General features: G+C 34.9%; 15 protein-coding genes, 1 tRNA gene and 1 pseudogene. 5 read left to right on the top strand and 12 right to left on the bottom strand.

The window, feature by feature from the left end; all coding sequences use genetic code 11:
* Nucleotides 1–218: 218 nt before the first annotated feature.
* Complete coding sequence (locus CLOCL_RS22610) at nucleotides 219–380, top strand: hypothetical protein (RefSeq protein ID WP_014256078.1); 162 nt, start codon at nucleotides 219–221, stop codon at nucleotides 378–380.
* Between the two features lie 110 nt (nucleotides 381–490).
* Here the strand turns inward: CLOCL_RS22610 and CLOCL_RS14650 are convergent, their stop codons facing one another.
* Nucleotides 491–1,108: a PilZ domain-containing protein gene (locus CLOCL_RS14650; RefSeq protein WP_014256079.1), complete on the bottom strand. Its 618-nt coding sequence runs from the start codon at nucleotides 1,106–1,108 to the stop codon at nucleotides 491–493.
* A 270-nt stretch (nucleotides 1,109–1,378) separates the two neighbouring features.
* On the opposite strand from CLOCL_RS14650, the gene CLOCL_RS14655 reads away from it, so the two are divergent.
* Together CLOCL_RS14655 and CLOCL_RS14660 are read left to right on the top strand one after the other, a co-directional pair.
* Nucleotides 1,379–2,203 carry an RMD1 family protein gene (locus CLOCL_RS14655; protein ID WP_027621838.1) on the top strand — a complete coding sequence of 275 codons (825 nt, stop codon included), beginning with the start codon at nucleotides 1,379–1,381 and terminating at the stop codon, nucleotides 2,201–2,203.
* Between the two features lie 13 nt (nucleotides 2,204–2,216).
* Entirely contained in the window at nucleotides 2,217–3,080 is an 864-nt protein-coding gene (locus tag CLOCL_RS14660; RefSeq protein WP_014256081.1) for an RMD1 family protein, read from the top strand.
* 79 nt (nucleotides 3,081–3,159) lie between these two features.
* On the opposite strand, the gene CLOCL_RS14665 is transcribed toward CLOCL_RS14660, so the two are convergent.
* On the bottom strand, nucleotides 3,160–3,345 hold the full coding sequence (locus CLOCL_RS14665; RefSeq protein WP_014256082.1) for an H-type small acid-soluble spore protein: 186 nt from the start codon (nucleotides 3,343–3,345) through the stop codon (nucleotides 3,160–3,162).
* 726 nt (nucleotides 3,346–4,071) lie between these two features.
* Nucleotides 4,072–4,464 (bottom strand): hypothetical protein, encoded by a 393-nt coding sequence (locus tag CLOCL_RS14670; protein ID WP_014256083.1) that lies wholly within the window; start codon nucleotides 4,462–4,464, stop codon nucleotides 4,072–4,074.
* 374 nt (nucleotides 4,465–4,838) lie between these two features.
* Between CLOCL_RS14670 and CLOCL_RS14675 the strand changes: the two genes are divergently transcribed.
* Nucleotides 4,839–5,708 (top strand): FG-GAP repeat domain-containing protein, encoded by an 870-nt coding sequence (locus tag CLOCL_RS14675; RefSeq protein ID WP_014256084.1) that lies wholly within the window; start codon nucleotides 4,839–4,841, stop codon nucleotides 5,706–5,708.
* 135 nt (nucleotides 5,709–5,843) lie between these two features.
* On the opposite strand, the gene CLOCL_RS14680 is transcribed toward CLOCL_RS14675, so the two are convergent.
* Nucleotides 5,844–8,675 carry a glycoside hydrolase family 9 protein gene (locus CLOCL_RS14680; RefSeq protein WP_014256085.1) on the bottom strand — a complete coding sequence of 944 codons (2,832 nt, stop codon included), beginning with the start codon at nucleotides 8,673–8,675 and terminating at the stop codon, nucleotides 5,844–5,846.
* Between the two features lie 263 nt (nucleotides 8,676–8,938).
* Between CLOCL_RS14680 and CLOCL_RS14685 the strand changes: the two genes are divergently transcribed.
* On the top strand, nucleotides 8,939–9,868 hold the full coding sequence (locus tag CLOCL_RS14685; RefSeq protein ID WP_014256086.1) for a methylenetetrahydrofolate reductase: 930 nt from the start codon (nucleotides 8,939–8,941) through the stop codon (nucleotides 9,866–9,868).
* A 167-nt stretch (nucleotides 9,869–10,035) separates the two neighbouring features.
* Here the strand turns inward: CLOCL_RS14685 and CLOCL_RS14690 are convergent, their stop codons facing one another.
* The 8 genes and pseudogenes from CLOCL_RS14690 to CLOCL_RS14725 all read right to left on the bottom strand — a co-directional run bounded on the left by CLOCL_RS14690 (nucleotide 10,036) and on the right by CLOCL_RS14725 (nucleotide 21,660).
* Entirely contained in the window at nucleotides 10,036–11,358 is a 1,323-nt protein-coding gene (locus CLOCL_RS14690) for a DUF6348 family protein (protein ID WP_027621842.1), read from the bottom strand.
* Between the two features lie 214 nt (nucleotides 11,359–11,572).
* Nucleotides 11,573–12,970, bottom strand: coding sequence for a glucuronate isomerase (uxaC, locus tag CLOCL_RS14695; RefSeq protein ID WP_014256087.1), 1,398 nt, complete (start codon nucleotides 12,968–12,970; stop codon nucleotides 11,573–11,575).
* A 281-nt stretch (nucleotides 12,971–13,251) separates the two neighbouring features.
* A complete protein-coding gene (locus CLOCL_RS14700) occupies nucleotides 13,252–14,106 on the bottom strand; it encodes a hypothetical protein (RefSeq protein ID WP_014256088.1) in 855 nt (284 codons plus the stop codon).
* Between the two features lie 357 nt (nucleotides 14,107–14,463).
* Nucleotides 14,464–17,469, bottom strand: coding sequence for an S-layer homology domain-containing protein (locus tag CLOCL_RS21190; RefSeq protein ID WP_014256089.1), 3,006 nt, complete (start codon nucleotides 17,467–17,469; stop codon nucleotides 14,464–14,466).
* A 239-nt stretch (nucleotides 17,470–17,708) separates the two neighbouring features.
* A tRNA-Thr gene (locus CLOCL_RS14710) sits at nucleotides 17,709–17,783 on the bottom strand.
* Nucleotides 17,784–18,009: 226 nt separating this feature from the next.
* Nucleotides 18,010–19,189 (bottom strand): annotated as a pseudogene (locus CLOCL_RS23975) (aminotransferase-like domain-containing protein).
* Between the two features lie 220 nt (nucleotides 19,190–19,409).
* A complete protein-coding gene (locus CLOCL_RS14720; protein ID WP_014256090.1) occupies nucleotides 19,410–19,973 on the bottom strand; it encodes a hypothetical protein in 564 nt (187 codons plus the stop codon).
* A 376-nt stretch (nucleotides 19,974–20,349) separates the two neighbouring features.
* Nucleotides 20,350–21,660 (bottom strand): amidohydrolase, encoded by a 1,311-nt coding sequence (locus tag CLOCL_RS14725; RefSeq protein WP_014256091.1) that lies wholly within the window; start codon nucleotides 21,658–21,660, stop codon nucleotides 20,350–20,352.
* Nucleotides 21,661–21,669: the final 9 nt, after the last annotated feature.

The raw sequence follows: 21,669 nt of genomic DNA on the forward strand, positions 1-21,669 counted from the left end.
AACTGCGGTACTGCCATTTTTCTGCCAAGGTCCAAAAAAACATAACTTCCATAAATAATACATTTATACTTTATAAACTTCAAAATGCATTATGCCCCTCCATACTTAAATATATATAATTTCCTGAAAATAATGAATTTTAATTCTTTTGCAAAAACATGCAGTATTTCTTTCAGATATTGTGGCAAACTAACAACAGTAACAGGAGGTGTTCTTCTTTGGGAAGCAAAAAAAACAAGAAATCAAAACAGCCAATCGATAATTCCGCAGGATTATACGAATTTGCCAATGACCAGCTTGGCGAAAACAAAGATGCGGCTTTTAATGATCTAGCAAAAAAATCAAACAATAAACAAACTTCGTTCAAAAAGAAAAAGTAGCAAATTATCCTTTCATATAATAATAACAAACAAGAAAAGAGTAAACTTAAACCTTTTCTTGTTTGTTTTAATGTTCGGAATATTCTTAATTTTTCTGAAAACATGTATTTTTATTTTTGCTCTTTCAAATGCAATACAGCCTTTTCCTGTTCATCTTTCAATATATTTAAATAGAGCTTTAAAGAATTCTTTGTATTATAATCTTGAAGTACTGTCTTTATACCGTATTGAAAGTTCTTTGAACTTTTCCCTTTCCAAACTACAGTTCCGGCTAATTCCAATACCCTGTTATCTATGTATGTATCACAAACCACTTCATCACCCTCTGAAAGCTTGGTTTTAGATACAATTGACAATCCGTTCAGACTTATATTTCTCACATAGGCTGATTTCTTTTTGCCGTTTTTCACTCTCAGGTCCGCATAAAGGGATACCGGAAATCGTTCAAATATCCTTTTTTCTTTGATATGTTCTGTATTTTCGATTTTTAACGCCACACTGCCATCCTTGGCATTAATATACCGAATAGAGCATTCGGCGGCATAAATATCCACACCAGTCTGAAAACCTAAAACAGCAGGATCATCTTCAAACAAATCATAGGCTGGAAACTTTCGGGGAAGGTTCAGCAAAACTTCATTTTCCATGACGTTGAGAACTACGCTCTGAAAAGGAGTACTCTTTGAATAATGCGCCAAAGTTACAATGTCACCTGGTTTTAGTTTCATACTGTACCTCCTTGTTGATATTTTGTGTAATTTTACTATGGAATACATTTTAATATTTCTATATAGGCATTCAAAATCCTTCCTGCCTTTTACCTATTTAAATACAGCTTATCAAATAAAATACTTACATTTTAATTAAGCTATGATAAAATATAAATGTAAATTAAATGCATTTGTATAATTTAATGCTTTTCAAGAAAGAATTATCTTTGATTTCAGTTAATAGTTATAATTAATAAGTGATTTATCCCGTGAAAGCTGGTGATTATATTGGACAGAATTGTTTTTAAAGCCTATGCTATATCTAATGAAATCGACCTCAACAGCATAGCTGACCTATGCCATATACCAAAAAAGTATACCTGGGAAGAACCGCTTATACTCTATGGAAATGTACTGAGCTCAATTCTAAAACGAGATCTGTCACCGGAACAGAAAGTCATGGTATTTTCTTTCGGCAGCGTTGTATTTATCAATTGCACCAATAATGACGAATTGGTTTTCATGGAGTATTTAAAAAGCATTAAATCCGATATTGACACAAAAACTTATGATAAATACAGTGACGATTACCAACTGGAAATCAGGGAAAATTCCGAAATCGAGCTTACAGATAAATATGTTCTTGTACCAAAATTTGAGGATTTTTACCCCGAACTCATATCTACAGTTATAGCAAAATCGGTAGCCTTAGAAAAAACCGAGGAAAAGCTCGGTCAAATAGTGGATAAACTTGAAACAATGATTGACAAACTGGAAAAGGGAAAACTTAATGTAGGTAACAAGGAAATTGCCAATACTGCCGCAAAAATAGTCCGGCATGAGTACAACACATTAGCTTATATAATGATTTTGGATAAACCCGATATTACATGGTCCAGTATTCAAGCCGAAGAATTTTATACCCGTATGGCAGAATTTTTTGAATTAAATGACAGATATATAATTCTAAAAGAAAAAACCAATATATTAAATAGTATTATAGACGGTTTTTCCTCCATAACCCACTCCATCAGAGGCTTGTTTGTCGAATGGGTGATAGTTTTACTGATAGTTGTGGAAATTGTTCTTATGCTAATTGATTTATTAAAGTAAGGGATTGTTTCAAATGAGTTATATAAAGATTAAAAGTATAAAGGTTTCAAACTTCTTTTCATTGGATAAAATTGCAGAATTCCTTGGTATACCGATGCAGTCCAGATGGGATGATTACATCATTCTGAGCGGTAACCATCTCGATTTGGTTTTGAAATACAATACCCAAAACAAACACGTTTACATATTTAAATATGGGTGTGTTTCCTTTGCCAATTTTGAGGAAGAGGAAATTTCCACATTCATCAAGTATATTGAATCAATTGGTGTAAAAATCAATTACTCCCTAATTTATAACTACTATGACGTTCATAATATAGAAGTCTTGCCAAACAAAAAAATCAAGCTTTGGCAAAACGATAATGCCGAATATGATTATGACGATACCCTCATTCACACTATCTCAATAATTCTTTCAAAATCCATAGAACTCTATAGACTTGAATCGGAATTAGACAAACTTCTCGATGATGCGGAACAATTCATAACTTTCTTGCAAAGGGGACGTCTTGGATTTTACAGAAGAAAATCCTCGCTGCTGATATCGAAAATACTACGCTTCCAATATGACAGTATACATAATATCAGGATTTTGGACAGACCGGGTTTTGTAGAACAAAGCATGAACTTAAAAGCTATATATGCCAGTCTTTCAGAGTATTACGAACTGGATGAGCGTCTGGAAATCGTGGAAGGGAAAATAGCCAGTTTGCATGATATTCTTGATCTTTACTCAAATTTGAGCTTCAACCAAAGCGAGACAAGACTTATATTATTTGAAATATTTCTACTGGCCCTATTCCCTGCATTTCATATACTGGAGCATCTGTTTAAAAACAGTACCCCGTTAAGTTTCTTTATAAACCTGTTCAAGTAAAAAACTGATGCAAAGTTAACTTAATCCCATATCTTTGCATCAGTTTCAAATCCAACTGCCCTCTTACACATTTCTACATTTACTTTACCAAACCCTTTTCCACCAGCATATTTACAGGTACATCCTGCTTAACATTTGTTTGAAGATTGGATACCTGTACAGTATTGTCATCCAATACATTCTCTATCCAAACAGGATCACCCTGATACAAAACTTCTATAACCCCTTTTGATTCCATTATTTGTTTTGCTCTATTGCTATCCATGCGCAATCATCTCCAATAATTATTTTTTTATTTCTTAGTATTCCCTTATTATTTTGCCGTTATGAGTAAACTATATCTATGGAATTATATTCCGTTTTCTAACGTCTTAATATATTACTAACTAAAGAGAATTTTGTTGTCTTTTTTTTAGATTTTTTACGTTGTATAATAAAATTGTACAAGGTAAACATAAAGCTTCTAAGTGTTGAGTCTGATTTCTTATCCGTGTTACTTATTTATTTTAACATAAATAAAAATTTTGTTGGAAGGAGGATGCAGGGATTCTGTAATATTCTCAAATTCTAACTAAAAGTTTTTACAAGTTTTTGTCTATTAATTCTTTAGTCTGAATTACGAATTTTTAGTTGGGGAGTTAATTACGTTTATCCGATTTTTTAGGGGAGAATTTTAAAGAATTAGGGGAGTATGTGAGCGTATTATAAGAAAATAAGTTTTTAAATGTTTTTAGGATAAAGGTATAAACCAAATAAATGTATAGGGATATTCGGGGAGTTAATGTACAAGGCTAAAGATTAATAGAAGAAAAGATTAAGACAGAGAGAAATCGTTAAATAAGATTTATATGTTTTATTTCGCAGGGGGAGTAGGTAAAATTAAAAAAATTGCTTTTTGCTTATTTGATTATTTAGATAATAAAAAGAGATTTGAATATTAAATGATTTAAGCACCATTACTGGTGCTTTTTATTTGAAGTTATTTAAAGTATCAATCACTTTTATTGTTTCTCTTTTCCCTCTCCATTTCAATTTCCTTCATTTGCTTTATAAAATTTATCTGAGTTTCCGTTCTATATATAGCACCGTTCTCAGTAATATATCTTTCTGAGGAAGCCAACTGATTTTCATCTTCATTTTTGCTTCTGATACGGGCAACAAGCTCATAAAATTCCCAGCTATCTATTTCATGCTGTTTTTCGCATATTGGACAAACAAGAATGTAATCTATTTTGTACGGGATTATCGGAAACGAAAATAGAGTAAAACAGGTTGATATTTTCCGTAACAGAAATGTGACTTCATTATCGCAGGAACTGCATTTTTCTCTCTTTGACGGTCCAAAGTTCTGTTCTTTTCTGTAGTCCCACCCGAAAACAGGCATATTTAACACCTCCTGAATCATTCTAACTAACAGCAACTTTGTTGAAAAACATGATATATGACCTTTTACTACCTCCGGAAAACTTATGATATCATTCTACTATCATTATATGACTAACCTTGTTCTTCAGCTAATTCTCCTCTAAGACTGATGTTTCAGTTTAAAGATTTATTCAAATAAATTTGCGATTAGAAATTTATATAGACATGCCAAGCTCTTCAAAAAGTATGTGTAAGTATTTTACCACATTTTTCTTTATATTACAAGTTATTATTTTGATACTTCAGCCAGTATGGCTCTATTTGAATTTTTCCTTATATAGCAATAATTTGTATGCTATAATATAATCCGAATATTTTTTAGGGGGCATGCCTATGAAAAAAATTTGGACATATTTGATTTTTCTACTACTTATATCGGCAGGTTGTTCAAATTCATCAAGTGTAAATAACGATATAAATCTTGAAGAAGTAAGTCCTGCAATTTCACAAAATGCAGAAAATACTCCGGTCCCTGAACCAACACCCATTCCAACCCTTCAAATAGTAAACGCAATTGATTTGGAATTTGAACCTCATGGGATAAAACCTCTCACCAGGGGAAAACCGGACGAAAAATGGCAAAAAGTATACAGCGTATATTACGGTGAATTACCGAACCAGAAAGAGGCAAATATAAGTTTCTATTGGGATAAACCAACAGATGATCAGGAAAAAGATCCAAAAGATCCTTCAAACATCATAAAAAAAGTCCATGTTTATCTTGAAGCCGGAGAATCCAGTTATAATTTATGTTCGCTGGAATATTTGAATTTTGATGATATGAAAGATATTGAAGTTGTCGATTTGACAAATGACGGAATTAAGGACTTTATAATAAGAGGTTTTGGCGGTGCTACCTGTGAACTTGCATGGGTTATAGGATACAAAGACGGACAATGGTACCAACTTTTAGATTATACTAATTTAACCGTTCACGACTTGGATGGAGACGGCAAGCAGGAACTTGTATCATCATCTTTCGGTTCTCTTCCTCCTTTTGTACAAATACTGCGCTGGAATGGAAAATGCTTTGAAATAGCTGATGTTACTGAATTTACAAAAATGGATTATGCAACTCTAAATTATGAGTACGACAACTGGATCATTACATCAGGCAAGATTTCGGAATCATATGATTATTATTACATATACAAAGACGGAAAACTCCATCAGATCGCATTGGACGAAAAGGAAGATAAGTAGCAATTGTGCTCATCAACAGCCCAAAAATAAAATTCACCTTTGAATACCAAAAAAGTGCCGTAAACTCCATTAAGCAGTTTACGACACTTTTTATCCTAACAATGTTATTGCAGAATCTTTAACTATGCTTTATTTTTATTGTTCTATAGGGAATTCTTTAATAATTCCCAAAATGTACTGCTTCAATAAAGCATAATCGATTGAGTTGATATTACCATCCCCGTTTAAATCTCCAGCTTTTGCACCATGTTCATAAGGGAATTCTTTTATCATTCCCAGCAAGAACTGTTTCATAATTGCAAAGTCAATGGAGTTTACTTCCTTATCACCATTAACATCTCCGAATATATAGTCATTAGGCGTTGGTGTCGGAGTAACTACTGGTCCTACTCCGTCAGGCTCTTCTCCATAAATCAGTTCTGAATTTATATATGCAGTTATCTTGGAGTTTTCAGTAAACGAAGTAGATTTATCATAGGAATAATCGTTTGATACAGTGTATTTCGCACCGTTTTTGGTAACTCTAAACTGAATATCTCCACTGTCTGAACCCGGTGCAATTACACCTGCTCCGCTCTTAAATCCTATTTCCAAATAATTGTCTGCATTCTCCACTGCCGGAGATACATCGACAAATTTTGCTTCTACCATTTCTTTACCGATTTTGACGTAATCAAAGATGCATTCTTGCGCGTCATCGGAATCCTTTGTATACCAGTAACGTATTTTCAATGTTGAAAGATCGACAGGCTTCTTTCCGGTATTTTCGATTTTCAATGTTACTTTTATATCACCAGCTGCATCAGAAGCATCGGTAGTTTTGTACAAAACTTTAATTGACGGCTTCAAATCAGCCGGATTGCCTGAAGGTGTAGGTGTTGGAACTCCCTTAGGCGGCTGCTGGCCGTATACCAGTTCATCCCCAAGAAATACCGCTATATAAGGTGTCTTTTCAAATTTATTGGTTATTCCCTGTCTGCTAAAGTCATTGGTAGGATCCCAGTGGAACTTGTAATTTTCATCCTGGGCACCAACAAGGGCAAACTGAAGCTCACGTGTACCATACACTTTATAGCCTGACCAGTCAAATTCAACGTAGCATACTCCGGTATCATCCCACTTATATGGTCCTTTATACTTAATAGGTCCGCCATAGCTGGAAGCATTCTCATCGTACATGATCTGCAAGTCAACATCATCAATGGTCTGTCCGGCATCAAGCATTTCGGATATATTAAAGAAATATCTAACTTTCATTGCTTCTTCAAAATGAGGCGGATGAACAGAATAATTGTAAAGCCTGATTGTTATCTGGGTTCTTTCCTTGTTTTCCTGTTCAAGCTTCGCTTCAGCGTAATATTCGTCAATCGGATCTTCCTTCGGAGGGAAATTAGGCAGAATTTGATGGTCCTGGCCGTAATAAGTGCAGAAACCTGCCAGTGCACCGGTAAATCCTGCATTATAGTCTATCGCCACTTCATTATATACGTAGTCTGTAGTTTCATCTATATGATTATCTTCTAAGTCCGGTCCTCCTGCTAAAGCTCCCCACAATGTATGACGATGTTCTTCGGGATCCAACATACTGTTGGTTTTTGAACCGTGTGCAGCACGATGGTGCGGATGTTTAACCGAATTTTCGGAATATCCTACTATATAGCATCTGTTAAGTGGATTATTGCCCATTAAATAGTCCATTTGGCTTTTTGCCCAATCGGTAAAGTCTGTACGTCCGGTATACTTTCTGTATACGAAGGCACAGAGCTGTGCTGTAGTATTATACCTTGCAGAACCCCATGTATTTATAACTCTATATCCGGAAGGCGATGCCGCAAGGAAAGCATTATCCTTCGGATCTTCATGAGGAATTCCCGACCAGTATTCAAGATTCCATCTGAAAATATACCAGTCTCTTTCGGTATTGGTTATCGGAGCAAGTTTCGCAAAAACACCACCCCAGACAACATCCCAGCAGTGTACCCAAATATTCTGCCAGTGGTTCTGTTCGTTTACTATAATTTTGCCTAGATAACCGGTATACTTTCCATTTTCCATGCGAACTATATCATCTATATAACTTTCATCTCCTGTGGCAATATTTAACCACACAGCACCCCAAGCCAACTCATCGTCGTCATAGGCTGAACCGTAGTAACCGCCCGAATAACCGGTTCCTCTGTATTTCTTTCCAAAATCATAAAGGGCTTTTGCTGCAGTAAGACATTTCTCAGCATATTCCGGATCTGAATCCTTCCAGTTCAAATAACTGATTGCTAACGCTGCTGCAGCATCTCCACATTGGTCAGCAGCTGGATTTTCCGGTGTAGTAAAAAAGGCCGGTCTTACCTGATTCTGAAGTTCAGGCGGACCCCAGTAAGTATGGTCTACATCACCATTTCCAACCTGATAACAAAATGCAACCAAATTGCCATCCTTATCTAAAAATGTACTTCTCAAGAAGTAATCGGTAAACCACTTTAGAATATCCAGCATGTGGTCTTCCAGGCCCTTGTCTATAAAAGCCTGTCTGAACTCATAAAATCCCCATCCCAATGTTGAGGCTGTGTAAGCTTGTGGAAGTCCGAATTTAACATGGTCTCCTGCGTCGTGAAATCCGCCGCTTAGATCCAAGGTACCGTCTCCATCGGGGTCCAATACATCTCTATACTTGTCAATATATTCCTGTGACATATTGGTACCCGGACTCTCTTTAGTCTCCATGGGTATTAATGGGACTTTCTCATCTTCTAAATGGCAGTCACCTCTCCATTCAAGTCTTCCCCCGGTTATACCCCTACCGCATTTTTCTGCATCATAAAAGTGCAAAGCCAGTTGCAGCGCTTTGGCATAGTTAATCTCAACTTCAGCTGCTTTGGCAATACGTACCGGTGCTACTAATAAAGTGCTTAGAATGCTAAATACCAATACTACTGCCTGCACTTTTTTCCTTATAGTTGCTTTTAGCATTACTTATACCTCCCCAATAAATATTTTATATTGAAAATTTTAAATAAATTTTGTATCTATCACCAAATATTTCTTATTATTAGTACAATAACATTTATACCTTACACTACTAATTATATCCTATAAATGAGTTTCTCGACTATACTTATTTTTTTAATATATCATCAACTTTTGTGAATTTTCATATAGAATCTAAGAATCATTCAAAATTCTATGTTATAATAAGAAAAAATGAAAACAATAACCATAGAAGGGGAATATAAATGCTGAAAGATAAAATTTTAAACAAGAGACCAGGGATTATTACTTATGGCTTGACTCCGCCAAAGGCAGGCAATCCTCCGGAAAAAATCAAAGAAATTGCCGAGAAACAGATTGAAAGAATAAAAAATCTTGAGATAGACGGTTTGGTAATATACGATATTCAGGATGAAAAAGACAGAACAGACGCTGAAAGACCTTTTCCCTTTATAGAAACCATTGACCCGCTTACATACAGCAATGAATATCTGATGGACTTACATATACCAAAAATAATTTACCGCTGTGTCGGTAAATACACCCATAACCAATTTTGCGATCTTTTAAAAGGATATAAAGGACAGGACACGTTTTCTGTATTTGTAGGAGCTGCCTCAAGGAAGCAAAAGGTTTCCCTTCACCTGTCCGAAGCATACGAAATCTGTTCAGCAGTTAATCCGGACATTATTTTAGGCGGAGTTGCCATACCGGAAAGGCATATGAAAAATTGGGAAGAACATATGAGAATAATTAACAAATTCCAAAGCGGGTGCAAATACTTTATATCACAGGCTGTATATAATGTTGAAGCCGCCAAGGATTTTTTATCCGATTACTATTATTACTGTAAAAACAACAATATGGAAATGGTACCCATCATTTTTACTCTTACACCCTGCGGTTCCATAAAAACCCTTGAATTCATGAAGTGGTTGGGAATCAGCATACCAAGGTGGCTTGAAAATGATTTATTGAATTCAGAGGATATACTAAACAAATCAGTATCACTATCAAAAGAAATTTTTACTGAATTATTGGAGTTTTCCTTGGAAAAGGGAATTCCAATAGGATGTAATATTGAAAGCGTTTCAATAAGAAAAGTGGAAATAGAAGCCTCAATTAGTCTGGCTAAAGACATTAAATCCATTATTTCTTCCAGAGGGGTTATATGAATTACTCTTAAAACCATACTCCACACTTTTAATTGTAACAGCACAAATATAAAATTTTACCCTTGTATACCGGACCAAAAAAACAAAAGCAAGAAGTGCAAAAATCTCTTCTTGCTTTTTCTCCATTTGTCAATTGTATGTGAAAACTTGTCTAATCTTTCCGCACATTAATCGGAAACAGTATAATTTGCAGGTGCCATCAAAAACATAGGAACAGGTTTAAGGTCCTGAAGGTTACTTCCCTCTTTTACCATTTTTTGCAATGCTTTATATTCATCCGACAAAAGCAAAATCTTCTCTATCTCCTTTTGTGATTGATTTTCCTGCAACTTTTTCAATACAACGTCAACTGCAATAACATAGGTTTCATAATCGTACAATTTGCCAAAAATCCTTCTATCATCGGGCAAAACCATTATTACCGTATCGGTATAATTCACGCCATACAATGCTGTGCGGCAATAAATTGCAGGTATAAACCAGAAAAACTCCCAAGCAACATTAACATCTTTGGTATACTCTGCAATTTTGTTTACCAGTCCTTCGACACTGTCCTCCGGACCATAGTTTGCAAAAACACTTATTGCATATTCAGCACACTCTTTCATAAAGTTTTCGTGCTCAATATCCTTCTGCCTGTTCTCGTTATAGGATTTGTCCGATTGCCGGATTATTATGTACTGCATTTCAATCATATTGCCATTGCCGGCAGGCAGCTGTTTCATATATTCGTCCAAAACTCTTTCTGCCTCAAGATACGGTTTGTTGTTTAAAAGACATTGATACATTACTTCTCCATTAATCTGTCTTGTAACTAATACCTTAATCCAATAAAATCTCTTGTTATTCAATCTTTTTACAATCTGCTCCTTTAACAGATTATAATAATGGTTATTTCCCGATTCAGCCAAACTTTCAGAACCCTGTGACTGCAATGCCCCCACATAGGTATGCCAGGTTCGTGCAATGCCTTTTTTGTTGGTTTCTAGGTCCAGGACAGGATTATGATTATCTTTCAATGCATCTATAACAACATTTAAAACACTTTTAATAAAAATATCGATGCAGCTATTTACAGCTTCCTCTAAATCATTATTTTTGCCAATACCAGCGAAGGATTCAAATATACCTTCTTCCCCAAATTCCTTATTTTCAATAAGGAAATTTATTCTTACCAAAACATCAGTGCCTTGCTGGGTCTTGTCTTTTAAAGCCGCTTTTATTGAGGCATCAATTTCGGGAATTATAAGTTTTTCCCCATCACAGTTTACTTCCAGCTTCAATTCTGAAACCCTGTTTTTCAAAATATTCAATAGCCATTCTTTTTCATCGGTTATCTTTACATCTTCATTTTTGACTTCATCAGTCTTTTTTTCATCAATATTCTCTTCAATTTCAGTATTTTTTTCAATTCTACTCTCAATGTTTTCTTCCGGCTTAATTTCCTGCTTGCCTTTTTTTGAACCGAACAATTTGTCAAAAAGCCCCATAATATAAATCTCCTCTTCTTTGATTGTCGGCACATCAAAATTGTGCCATGTATTAATCGCATATTTTTTATACAAATCAGCATATTATGATTGTACCATACATCGGTAATATAATGAAGAACTATTTCTATATTTATACAGGTTAAAACAATTGCCGTTCTCAATTGTTTTCCGATTAACCTGTTAATTCTGCCCAAAGCTTGCAACATGAATCCTATTCAAATTCGAAATAGTTTTTGGCATTGAAATAGGATATATCAGCTACAATCTCACCTAAGGCATCATAGTCCTGCGGATATTCGCCGTTTTCCACCCAGGTTCCAATCAAATCGCACAATATGCGACGAAAATATTCGTGCCTCGGATAAGACAGAAAACTCCTGGAATCGGTCAACATACCGACAAAACCTGCAAGGTAGCCAAGGTTTGCAAGGGAAGTCAGATGTTCTTTTATACCTGTTTTATGGTCGTTAAACCACCATGCGCTTCCATGCTGTATTTTGCTAACAGCACTTGAATCCTGGAAACAGCCTATTATTGTATCTATTGCTGCATTGTCCGTAGGATTCAAACTGTAAATAATAGTTTTTGGCAGCTGGTCAGTAACACTGAGTGAGTTCAGAAATTCCGCCAGCTGGCTGCTTGGAGCATAGTTGTTTATACAGTCGTAACCGGTGTCGGGACCTAAAGTTAGGAATTTTCCGGTATTATTATTGCGTTTACAGCCGTAATGAAGCTGCATTGCCCATCCCAATTCATGATACATCCTTCCTGAAGCTATTAAAAAGGCAGTCTTGAATTTCAGAACTTCCTCCTCCATAAGGGTTTCACCTTTTAACCTTTTGGCAAATATCCCGTTTATGGTATTTTCCGAAGCAGGTGCATACATCACATAATCAAGGCCATGGTCAGATATTCTGCAATGCATGGAATGGAAAAATTTCATACGCTCTTTTAAGGCTTTCAACAGCGTATCAAAACTGTCAATTGAAATTCCCGACACATCGCTTAATTTTTCAATATAATCAAGGTAATCCTCTTTTTCAATATTCATGGCTTTGTCCGGTCTCCAGGTGGGATATACCTTTACCGGGAAAGAAGAATCTTCAGATATTTTTCTGTGCCATTCCAAAGAATCCGCAGGGTCATCCGTAGTGCATATATGAGTTACATTAGACTTTATAATTATATCTCTTGCGCTCATTCGGGAAAGCTTTTCATTGCACAAGTTCCATACTTCCTCTGCTGTGTTCCTGTTTAAAACACCATTATAATCAAAATAGCGTTTTAGTTCCAAATGACTCCAGTGATACAGCGGATTTCCTATAGCCTTTGATAAACTCTGTGCCCACATTAAGAATTTTTCCTTGTCGGTTGCATCACCGGTTATGTATTTTTCCTCCACTCCGCATGAGCGCATCAAACGCCATTTGTAATGATCTCCCCCAAGCCAGATTTGGGTTATATTCTCAAACTTTCTGTCTAAAGCTATATCTTTAGCATCAAGATGGCAGTGATAATCTATTATTGGAAGTTTAGCAGCATAGTTATGGTAAAGGTGTACTGCTGTCTGGGAATTCAATAGAAAATTTTCATCTAAAAACGGTTTCATGGGATAACTCCTTTTTTGTTACTTTTAATGAAATTTTTTATAAATAATTATGGCTTTACGCTGAAATTATACCACTGCCTGATAAATACTGTAAATTATTTATCAATATTCATTGTTAATCAAAAGCATCAAAAAATCTAAAACCAACTTTTTCCAAAGCTAGCTAAAAAATTAAATATGCTCATGAAAAATAGAGAATTTAAGATTTCAAAATTGTTGTGTTTTTAATAACTCTGTAAAGAACCGATTTTTTATTTAAATTTACAGTTAACCTTTGTTTACTAAAAAATTATTTTTTTATACGATTTCTTATCTTCAAAAACGTTCCCATTTATTTTACCATCCTCTGTTATTCCAAGTATATTTTCAAAATCTATAAAATTTTTTATTTTATTACCAAAATCAATAAGTTTAATATGAACTTTTTTTAGTAATTCTATAGTACGATCTATATCAATAACTCTAGGCTTCACCCAATTTAAATTAAATATTACTTTCCCATCTCTATCCAACCTCATGTAATCATGCTGTTTTTTGTATTCTAAATCTTCAAAATACAAATTACCTCTGCATTTTAATCTATCAGCCAGTTCATCTCTCATGTACTTAACATCATCATCAAATCTGTATTCATCGATATACTGCAATAATTCTTGGGCTTCTAACGTATTTTTTATTTTTAATTTATTTTTAATGTTTGTATAGCAAATTTCTCCAAGTTGGTTTTCGAATTCATACCAATTCCTTATTCTATTTTCTCCCATATCAAACGCGAACCATATTATTTGATATATATAGTCTTCGCAAGCTGTATACCAAATTATGCTATTTTTTAAATACTCCCCTCTTTCCCAAAGTTGAGGCCAATTTTCTTTATCCCAATCAATGGTGTTACTATCGCAAAATTTATTAAAAGCATTAATAAGACAATTTCTAGCGCTAGCAATTAAATAATATAGTTCTCTAAACTTTTCAATTGCTATAGAATAGCCTTCATCAAAAATAATAGTAAATTTCAATAAACCGGGATCAATTAAAAACTCATTAGGCAACCTAATTTCTTCAATAAATGATTTTTTCTCATTATACCATTCCTCCTGAGTGTATTTTTTCCCTTTATAAATATATTCCGGCATTTTAAACTCCCCTTTCTACTTTTCCATTTCTCCACAGAAAGAAAATATCCTCCTATAAACTTTCGACAAAAACATCATAGCCGGCTCATTTGGTTCTTTACAGAGTTAGTTGAAACGCAACAATTTTGTAATCCGCAATTCTCTACTTTTCATCATCATATTAATTTTTCAACCAGCTCTGGAAAGAGCCAAATTTTTATTGACATTTACATATGTAAGACCCGAGTAAAGTTCGTTAGAAATCACAGCATACAAAAACCGGCAGACAATAGATTTATAGACATTGCCTACCGGTTTTTAACATGCTTTTTTACTTCTCTTTCCTATATAAATTTATCACTAATTCAAAAATACTTGCTATTCCACCGTTATTGATACATCATTAAAACCCTGATAGGGCATGCCAGTCATAAATGTGAGACGATGCCATACACCTACTTCCGGGTGAGTATCCAGTGTATAGCTTATTTTCGCGTTCTGCCAGTCCACAGAATCCATATCCAGCGGTATGTTTTCCTGTCTCAGATTGATAGAATTATCATAGGAGTCATAAAAGGCATATCCCCTCAAGTTGTATTTCTTCCCACCAACTGTCAAGATTAAGAAACACGCTGAAAAACCTGAATTCTTTATGTTGCTGTCTTTCGGGAAAGTAATCAATAGTCTTTTCGAGGATGTTTGGTAAACTACTTTCGGAATAATTTCGCTTTCAGATGTTTCATTAGGCACACCTATGGCACTAAGAACCGGAATGTCATCTCCGGCATAGTCTTTCAAACCATTGGGATCAAAAGTTATGAAGTATTTGTATCCCTCTATAAGCTTGGGTTCCTTTAAAAGCTTTAAAGTGACTTCCATTCCACTGCCATCAGTGGCATAGCTGGTGCTTTCGATATAATCCTTTCCTTCTTGCAAAGTAGATGCCGAAGATGCATCAGCACCATATTTCAGTATAACATTAATGTACTTGTTCCTCTCCATGTATACCGATTTATCAATGTCTATCCATATATATTGTCCGTTATGGGAAACATCCACACTCTTAACCGATAAGCCCGCAGCAGAAACACTCCTGTCAACTATCGGATTTACAATATTCGGCGCTGCAGCAACGTCTCTCAGTTTCTTACCGTTATAGGAAACCAGCAAATCGTCAACATCACCGACAGGCTCAGATAAAGTAAGTTCTACTCTGCTAATTCCGTTGTGATTGCCAGTATTATATATGTTTACACTTTGCACACTGTAAACACTATCTGCAACCGAAGCACGGCTCAAGGTAAAATCTTCAGGTTGCGGTACTGATACAGTATCCAGTTCTTCGGAAAAGTGTAAAATCACCTTATCCCTTGCATTATTTATGTAAGCATTTAAAAGATATGGAGGCCACTGATCCAATTCTGCTGTAATTTCTCCTGTAAATTCTATCATAGTTGGAGTTGCAGAAGTTTTTGATGTATCCCTGATTACAAAATATATTTTAACACTTCTGGTTCCGCCAATGTATAAATTGCTGGAAACCACATGCTCCTCTTCATCCGTTATCTTAATATAGGGTGCATCATCCACAATTATCAAGTTATCTCCGCTACCGGAATGTCCATGGATGACAGCAGTAGAATCTATGGTATCCCAATTGGAATTTATATAGTTTACTACCATGAAAACTTCCATAGGGTTTTCAAAGCTGGCTCCTTTGAGCTTTATCCCAATATCAATACCTGTATTTCCCTTATTTGTACTTGCTTTTGGATACCCTTCCGCAAAACGTGAGTCAACTGCCACTGGCTCCTGCCAACCGCTCCACTTGGCATAAAGAGTAATATCTGATGTAACTGGCTTAGATGAGTCAAATTTCTCTGTCAGTTCCGCATCTATATACCAGCCAATAAAGTCCACACCTTCTTTAATCGGTTCTTCCGGAAGGGTTAATCTTTCTCCTTTGTTTAGATAAACTGCCGATACTACCGATCCACCATTGGTGTCGAATGTTACTTTACAAATTTTTTCTTCATCATTACCATCATCGGAACCGCTATTTCCTCCGCTGCCGGAACCGCCACCATTACCGCCATTGTTGCCGGAATTTCCACTGTTAGAACCGCCACCACCGCTGCCGCCGTTATTGCCAGCACCATTGCCGTTATTGTCTTTTTCATCAACCGGCGTTGTAAACTCTATATTGCTCTGTCCCCCACTTATTGTCTCTCCCTTGATGACAGAATCAGCCCCTTCGGCTGTTGTTACAGTTTTTATTTCTACCTCTCCGGAGATGATAGTCTTTTCGTTAAGGATAAGGTTTTCAATTTTACCCTTTGCCTCTATTGTTATATCGGAAGCATTGTTTTCAACACTGTTGAAATTACCCTGTAATACTATATTTTGTCCCTTTGCAATACTTTCAGGTATTACTACTTTTTCAATACCACCTCCAACAAGATCCCTTGTTATGAGTATTGCACCGCTTTCAAGAGTTGCTACGGATACTCTGGTGGTTCCGCTGGCAACGATCCTGATATCTCCGCCTACTTTATTAACTACAAGAGCGCCTCCGACGGTTACACTGTTAAAATATACGGAATTCTCACCGCCACCTTTGACAATAGTGTTGCCGCTTATCTTTATATTATCCAGCGTTACATCACCATCGCCGACACCCTCGGCAATAATCAGATCACCCTTAATCTCCATATTTTTTAGGACTACGAAAGGCGCATTGATTATAACTGTACCTTCAATAACCTCATTGGAATACTCACCTGCATATGTATATAAGGCTTTTATTGAGTTGTTCAGGATTGCTACCACTTCAGCTCTGGTGATATTGGCCTTGGGATTGAAATATCCGTTGAGGTCCCCTTTTACATAACCTTTTTTATTCAAGGCCAATACATATTCTTTCGCCCATGCAGAAATCAGGTCATTATCTTTAAAACCTGTTTTTAGATCGGTTTTGTCTGTTTCTATCCTCAAAGCCTTACTTACCACCACAGCAGCTTCTTCTCTGGTAATGTTGTCTTCAGGGCGTACATTACCATTGCTTCCTACCATTATGCCTGCAGCATTAGCTCTTAAAATGGCATCGGTATACCAGCTTTGTCCCAGATCATTAAATACGTTGTCTGCTTTTTCCTGATAATTCATTATCCGGTCAAGCATTACTGCCATTTCAGCACGGGTTACCGACTCATTCGGACGAAATAACCCATCATAACCATGAATTATACCCTTTTCACTCCACTTTTCAATTTCTGCTTGCGCCCAATGCCCCTGTACATCTGAAAACGCAGCAGATACCTTAGCAGGAAGCAATGATATTGTCATAGCTACTGCCAGTAAAACGCTTGCAAACCTTTTCTTCACTTGTTTGTGCCCCTTTCATTAAATAATTAGTAACGCTTAGTCTTTATCGGCAAATTTTTATAAAGTTTACATAATATTTTGCAAATAAATTATGCCAAATACTTCTAACTAATTGTATAGATGGCTTAATGTACATCATTTACATTTATAACTGTAAAGCAAAGCAGTGAAAATTTTTATTTTATGTAAATTTAATAAAAGCAAAAAAACCTGTGATAGTTTAATATCACAGGTTTTTTTGGAGCCACTGGAGGGAATCGAACCCTCGACCTATTCATTACGAGTGAATTGCTCTACCCCTGAGCCACAGTGGCAAAAATTATATCTATGCTGTTATCTATCTATAATTGTATAAGTTTTTATGTTTTATTTTAAGCAAATATAAGTATAACAAAAACCATTAAAACGTTCAATATATTTTTATTGCTGTTAAGAAACCATAAATTGCAACATTAATTGCCATACAGAAAAAGATTCCAATTGCATAATCTTGGAATCATTTGTATATCATCTATTATACATCAGAGCATGTAATCATAATTATTTCATAAGTTTTTTAATAGCAACCGATAACCTTTTAATTCCTTCCTCTATTTTTTCTTCGGTAGAATTTGTATAATTAAGCCTCATTGTATTTGTTCCCTTCTCATTTACATAGAATGGATCTCCCGGTACAAATACAACATTCTCTTTAGATGCAATATCAAACAATTCTAATGATGAAAACCCTTCAGGAAGCGTTACCCATAAGAACATACCTCCTTCCGGTTTTGTAGCTTTTACCTCTGGTGGAAAATATTTTTCTATCATTGAAACCATGCAGTCCCTTTTACCTTTATATAAACTTTTGATTTTCTGAATATGATTATCAACATCATTGTCCACTAAATACTGATGAATAACCCTTTGAGAAAAATAATTGGTATGTAAGTCTGAAGCTTGCTTCGCAATTATCAGTTTCTCAATTATTTCACGTTTAGCACATACCCACCCTAAACGCATAGCTGGAGAGACAATTTTGGAAAAAGAGCCAAGAAGTATTACATTATCTTTTAAATAAGCTTTCATCGATGGCAGATCCTGTCCCATAAATCTTAATTCACCGTATGGATCATCTTCAATAAAAATTGTGTCGTAATTATTTAATATACTCGCAATTTTTCTCTGTTCTTTGCTGTATATGTAATTCCTGATGGGTTTTGGAAGTTAGGTACAGCATAAAATAATTTAGGGTTGTGCTCCTTTAAAACTTTTTCTAAAGAGTCAGTGTCAATTCCATCATCAACTAAAGGAACTGTATGGAATTTAGGCTCAAATATTTAAAGTGCCTGTATTGCTCCTAAATATCCGGGTCGCTCAATAATAATATCATCATCTTTGTTTAAAAAAACTTTACCTATTAAATCAAGTCCTTGCTGAGACCCGTTCGTAATCAATATTTCATCAGAATCAATCTTTAAACCTTTCTTTTTCAAATATCTATCTGCTATATATTGCCTTAAAGGCAAATATCCTCTGTTGTACTATATTGAAGGACATTACTTCCATCTTCACTTAATACCTTTTGTGCAGCTTTTTGAATTTCTTCAACAGGAAAAGATGCTGGATTAGGAAGTCCTCCTGCAAACGATATTACTTCCGGATTAACAGTTACTTTTAGAATTTCCCTAATAAATGATTTATGAATATTATTCATTCTGCTTGCAAATTGGACACTCATAAACCTATTGTACCTCGTCTCAGGAATTATATTTTTAAAATGATATCATATTATTTCCAAAAAGTAAAACAAATTTATTTAATATATGAGTGTCCATGAATCACAACCAAGTCTTTAATATATCTGTTAATAAATTTTTTCAAAACGTGTAAGTTTCGAATTGTCTAATTCCAGTAACTTTATGGATTGCATATCCAAAAACTAAACTTATAGAATCTAATTATGGATTTACTTTAGGAACTGGAAAATTTGTTACCTTCACCATATTATTACCGACATCTATGTTTTCAGAATCTAACTTTATTTCAAAACTATTTATCATATACTCATAAAACTCAGTTATACTTTTATTTCTATCTTTTATACGTGATTCGTTATTAGCAGCAACAATATCATGAAGAAATTGTCGAATTTTTGAACAGTTTAAAGTAACTAATTCTTTTCCCTGATCACTAACCATGAAACCAATTAAATTGTTTAAAGCTAAATTGTATTGAAATAAAGGGTCATTTTCATTGCTATATTTTATATTATATTCCATGTATGACAATATCCATGTTACTTTTTCTATAGAAGCATAGTAGTAATTGCCTGACTCAGGATTGATTTCGTACTTATATAGATTTCGTTCCAATTCGTTTGTTGCTTGAAATATATTTACTTCATCTTCTTTAGAGTATTTAAGCAAATCAATCTGGCTATTCTTATTTAAAATAATCATAAATTGAATAATGTTTGCTAAAATTAATAAACCAATTAAAGCAATTGATAGTGATTTTTTCATAGAATACTACTCCCTATGTACAAAAAATGAGTAGGAAATAATGAACACTTAACTGATGTTAAAATTATATTGATTTCTTCTTTTGAATTCATATAATGTTCACCATATGTTTTTTACTTTTATTCCCACTTGCACAAGAAACAATACCATAATTATATTAATATGTCAATAATATGAATTATAAAATTTAAGATTAAATGGTAAATTATGATAACATATATAAGTTTTCAAAATTAAATTTTCATGATTTCTATGTTTTGACACTTGAGTTTGCTACTAAAAGCACATTTTAACAATCATAGTTGAGAAGCTCTTGTATATTTAGACTTGACAGCTAAATAATACATAGTTTCTCACTATGATTGTTAAGTTAATATTATTTCTCTAAGATTTTCTTGGAAATCTCTTTTACCTTGCTTTTTACCTTTTCCTCATCAATTGTTTTTAAAACTCTATTCTCCATAAGTATATTACCGTCCACAATAACGGTATCAACATCGGAACCTTGAACACAATATACCAGAGCCGATATATAGTCATTAACAGGCACTATATGCGGTTTATCCATATCTATCAATATAATATCCGCCTTATAACCTTCCTTGATTTGTCCAACTTCATTTCCAAAACCGATTGCCTTCGCACCGTTTACAGTAGCCATTTTTAAGACTTCCTCAGCAGTAACAAGAGTTGGCTGCATATTCACGCCTTTATGTATCAAAGCTGCAATATGCATTTCCTCAAACATATCGAGATTGTTGTTGCTGGAAGCACCATCGGTACCCAATGCAACATTTATGCCTTTTTTCAGCATTAACGGCACATTGGCTATACCGCTGCCCAGTTTTAAATTGCTGGTAGGATTATGGGCAACACTTACACCTTTTTCTTTCAATATATCAAAATCACTGTCTGTCAAATGGACACAATGGGCAGCTATTACCGGAACATCAAACACACCGGTTTTCAGGCATACTTCCGCCGGATTCATACCATATCTTTTGATGCCGTCTTCCCGTTCTTTAAAAGTCTCAAGCAGGTGAATATGAATACCTGTACCGAGTTCCTTTGCAAGCTTGGCCGATTCGGTCAGTCCTACTTCATCACACAGATAAACCGAATGAATCTCTACATACACTTTGATTCTGCCGTTAGCCTTGTTATGCCAGTTCTTAAAGTATTCAACGCATACAGGTATCTGGTTTCTGACCATTTCATCTTCATTACCGATAAATTTAAAGGCATTTCTGCATAAATTTGCCCTCATTCCTGTATCTTCAACAACTTTGGCAACAGTATCCATTTGATAATACATATCGGTAAAAGTAGTGGTACCGGTCTTTATCATCTCTGCTATTCCAAGCATTGTTCCCCAATAAATGTCTTCCTCAGTTAACTTTGCTTCCACAGGAAGAATTTTATTGAACAGCCACTCCTCCAACGGCAGATCGTTGCCATAATTTCGCATTATAGTCATTGCAGTGTGGGTATGGGTATTTATAAGTCCAGGCATTGCAAGCTTATTTCTGCCGTCTATCACATTGTCTGCCTTAAATTCTCTAAGTTTTTCCTCATCGGTACCAATATAATATATTGTGTTTTCTTTTATGGCTATATTGGTATTTTTAACAACTTTACAGCTTTCATCGCAAGTGACAACATCTATGTTTTTTATAAGTATGTTCACTATATACCC

The organism is Acetivibrio clariflavus DSM 19732 (assembly GCF_000237085.1).
GTDB lineage: Bacteria > Bacillota > Clostridia > Acetivibrionales > Acetivibrionaceae > Acetivibrio > Acetivibrio clariflavus.